This window comes from Kitasatospora saccharophila (assembly GCF_039529925.1).
Lineage (GTDB): Bacteria > Actinomycetota > Actinomycetes > Streptomycetales > Streptomycetaceae > Kitasatospora > Kitasatospora saccharophila.
The window spans coordinates 341-627 of sequence record NZ_BAAANS010000181.1 but is presented as its reverse complement, the minus strand read 5'-3'; the positions used below and the strand labels follow the sequence as shown (position 1 = coordinate 627).

1 protein-coding gene is annotated in these 287 nt (G+C 68.6%); it reads left to right on the top strand.

Features of this window, described 5'->3' with window-relative positions:
• Positions 1 to 2 precede the first annotated feature (2 nt).
• Positions 3 to 287: DUF5830 family protein (locus ABD345_RS40070; protein ID WP_344559776.1), on the top strand; the 285-nt coding region annotated here is incomplete at its 3' end.

Here is a 287-nt window from a genome sequence, read left to right as displayed (position 1 = left end):
CGTTGACCCGAGAGATCCTCGATGTCGCCGAGAAGCGCGGCGTGATCGAACGCGAGGACGCCCGCCTCCGCGTTCGTCGCGGCGGCACCTACGTTGACTTCGAGAGTCAGGTCGTCACTCGCGAGGGCGAGTTCGAGTGTCGGCGGTGCGGGGCGAGCATCTCAACCGGCCACTTCGTCCGCTTCGAAGCCGGGGAGCTGGGCCCCTTCGGCTCCTCGTGCGTCCGAAAGGTGACCGGCGGGGAGGGACCTGCCGAGAACGACCTGTCGAGAGCTACCTGCCGCGGC